Source organism: Hydrogenivirga sp. 128-5-R1-1, assembly GCF_000171895.1.
The window spans coordinates 1-2,278 of sequence record NZ_ABHJ01000139.1; the positions used below are offsets into that span (position 1 = coordinate 1).

At 28.6% G+C, this 2,278-nt stretch carries 4 protein-coding genes; 2 read left to right on the forward strand and 2 right to left on the reverse strand.

What is annotated here, in order from left to right; genetic code table 11:
• Together HG1285_RS04215 and HG1285_RS04210 are read left to right on the forward strand one after the other, a co-directional pair.
• A partial coding sequence (locus HG1285_RS04215; protein WP_008288693.1) for an OmpA family protein occupies nucleotides 1-228 on the forward strand: 228 nt, incomplete at its 5' end.
• Between the two features lies 1 nt (nucleotide 229).
• Nucleotides 230-934 (forward strand): flagellar motor protein MotB, encoded by a 705-nt coding sequence (locus HG1285_RS04210; protein ID WP_008288694.1) that lies wholly within the window; start codon nucleotides 230-232, stop codon nucleotides 932-934.
• Between the two features lie 2 nt (nucleotides 935-936).
• On the opposite strand, the gene HG1285_RS04205 is transcribed toward HG1285_RS04210, so the two are convergent.
• Entirely contained in the window at nucleotides 937-1,989 is a 1,053-nt protein-coding gene (locus HG1285_RS04205) for a polysaccharide deacetylase family protein (protein ID WP_232219520.1), read from the reverse strand.
• The coding region (locus HG1285_RS19195; protein WP_008288696.1) for a glucosaminidase domain-containing protein at nucleotides 1,901-2,278 on the reverse strand (378 nt) is incomplete at its 5' end. The genes HG1285_RS19195 and HG1285_RS04205, both read right to left, overlap by 89 nt.

A 2,278-nucleotide genomic window follows, 5' to 3' on the forward strand; every position in this document is an offset into this window, starting at 1 on the left:
ATAATAGAAGGACATACTGATAATACTGGTAGCTATAAATTAAATTTAGATTTATCTTTAAAAAGAGCCCTTTATATAATGAAAATGTTTATATCCTGTGGATTTTCTCCTGATTTATTGAGTGTTAGAGGATATGGACCTTCAAGACCTATTGCTGACAACAGTACACCAAAAGGTAGAGCTAAAAATAGAAGGGTGGAGTTTGTAATTAAAACTAAGGAATACTAAAATGGCAAGAAAGAAAAAAGAGGAATGTCCTGCTGCTCCTGCATGGCTTATAAGTTTTAGTGATTTGATGTCTCTTTTACTTACTTTTTTTATTCTCCTGTATGCTATGACTGTTTTAGATATAAAAAAATTAATGAAGTTCTTATGGTATTTTCAGGGGGAAAGACCACTTGAAACCACAAAAACTGTAGCTGTAATTCCTCCTATCAGTATGATGAAAGAAGATGTGGCAAAAATTATCAAAAAAAGACTTGAAAGAATTTTACCAATATATGCTTATCAGATAGATAGTATTGAAAACTACGTTTTAATTAGACTTTTTAATGATATAGCATTTAAAGAAGATTCTTATCAGCTAACAGATGAGGCTAAAAAAGCGCTAAATGAAATAGCAAAGAAAATAAAAAAATACAGTGGTTATTTTGATGAGATTAGAGTTGTAGGACATGCATATGTTAAAAATAAGTCTAAACTTCCTAGGGGAATTAAAGATGCATGGGATTTATCCATAAAAAGAGCAGAGGTTATAGCAGATATTTTAATAAAAAACGGTATAAAAAAAGATAAAATTGTTCTTGAAGCATATGGAAATAAAAAGCCCATTTATAGATGGAAGAACCCTATCCTACAGCGAATGAATGATAGAGTGGAAATCTATCTAAATGTAAAACAGCTGAGACCTGATATATTAAAAGAAAAGAAATAACTTTACTGTGGATTTATTATCATATAAAAAAATCTTGCCTGTTTATCTGTTGATTTTTCAAAACATGTAAAACCTATCCTGTTTTTCCACCTTTTGAAAGACGGTAGGTTATTTACGTATAGTATATTACCTTTTATTTCAGGTTTAAGCCACCCAAGTTCAGACACATATATACCGCAATTTTTATAATTACTTAAATCTCTCACTTTTGCCTCAATTTTATCTGGTGGGTTTTTTGTTAATATGCCGTATTTTGGATAAAAATTTTTTATTTCCAATGGTTTCATATTTAATACTTTTATAAAATGTTTTAAATTTCCCCAATGACCTACTATTGGTTGTCTTGGAACTGTATATAAATCATAAGAGTATGAAAAACTTGCTGGGTCTTGTGTGAAAGCTGCCTTGTATCCCAAATTTTTTAGTACATTTGTAAGTATTTCATTATAGTCTCCATAAGGGTACGCATAAAACTTTGGTTTATATCCTATTAGTTTTTTAAATTTTTCTTCAGCTTTTAGAGTATCTTCTATAAAGTTTTTTACATACTTTTCTTTATCAAGTTTTTTACTGACCTTTGCAAAATGTCTATGTGAAAATGAATGATTTCCAAAAGTAATATACGGATATTTTTTTAGCTCATTAATTTGTTTTTTTGTTAAATAATCAGGATAAACTCCAACTCCTTCCATATATAAAAAAACTGTAAAAGGAAAGTTGTATCTCTTTAAAACTTTAAAGGCTTTCATTGTAGATTTATACCCATCGTCTATTGTGATAACTATAGTTTTTGGAGGTATATTTTTGTTTTTTATATACTGCAAGAGTTTATCTAAAGAAACAACATTATAATTATTTTCATATAGGTATCTCATCTGTTTTTTAAAATCTTCAATTGGGACAGATGTAGATGGGGACTTTGGTTCATCAAATTTATGATATATAAGAATTACCGCATAACCTTTTTCATCTGCCAATATAGTCTGGATGAAGCCTGCAGCTATCGTAATAAGTAAGATTATTATGCTGAATAATTGTTTTAATCCTCTTAACATAAGTCTTCCTCAATATAGAATATTTTTCTAAGTGGTTTGCAAGTTTTAATGAATCTTTAGTTGTAAGTCTAACATATCTAAAATTTTTATATGCCCAGCTTACATTAATACTATAATAATAATCCTCAATTGATGCCAGTATATCAGGATATTTTTTTAAATAAACATTGCTTTTCTTGGCTTTTATTTTTAATGAATTTTTTTTATTAAAACTCCACATACCAAATATATTGTTTGCCTCAACGAAAAATCTTGAAGTTCCCCAACCACTTTCTATAGCTGCTTGAGC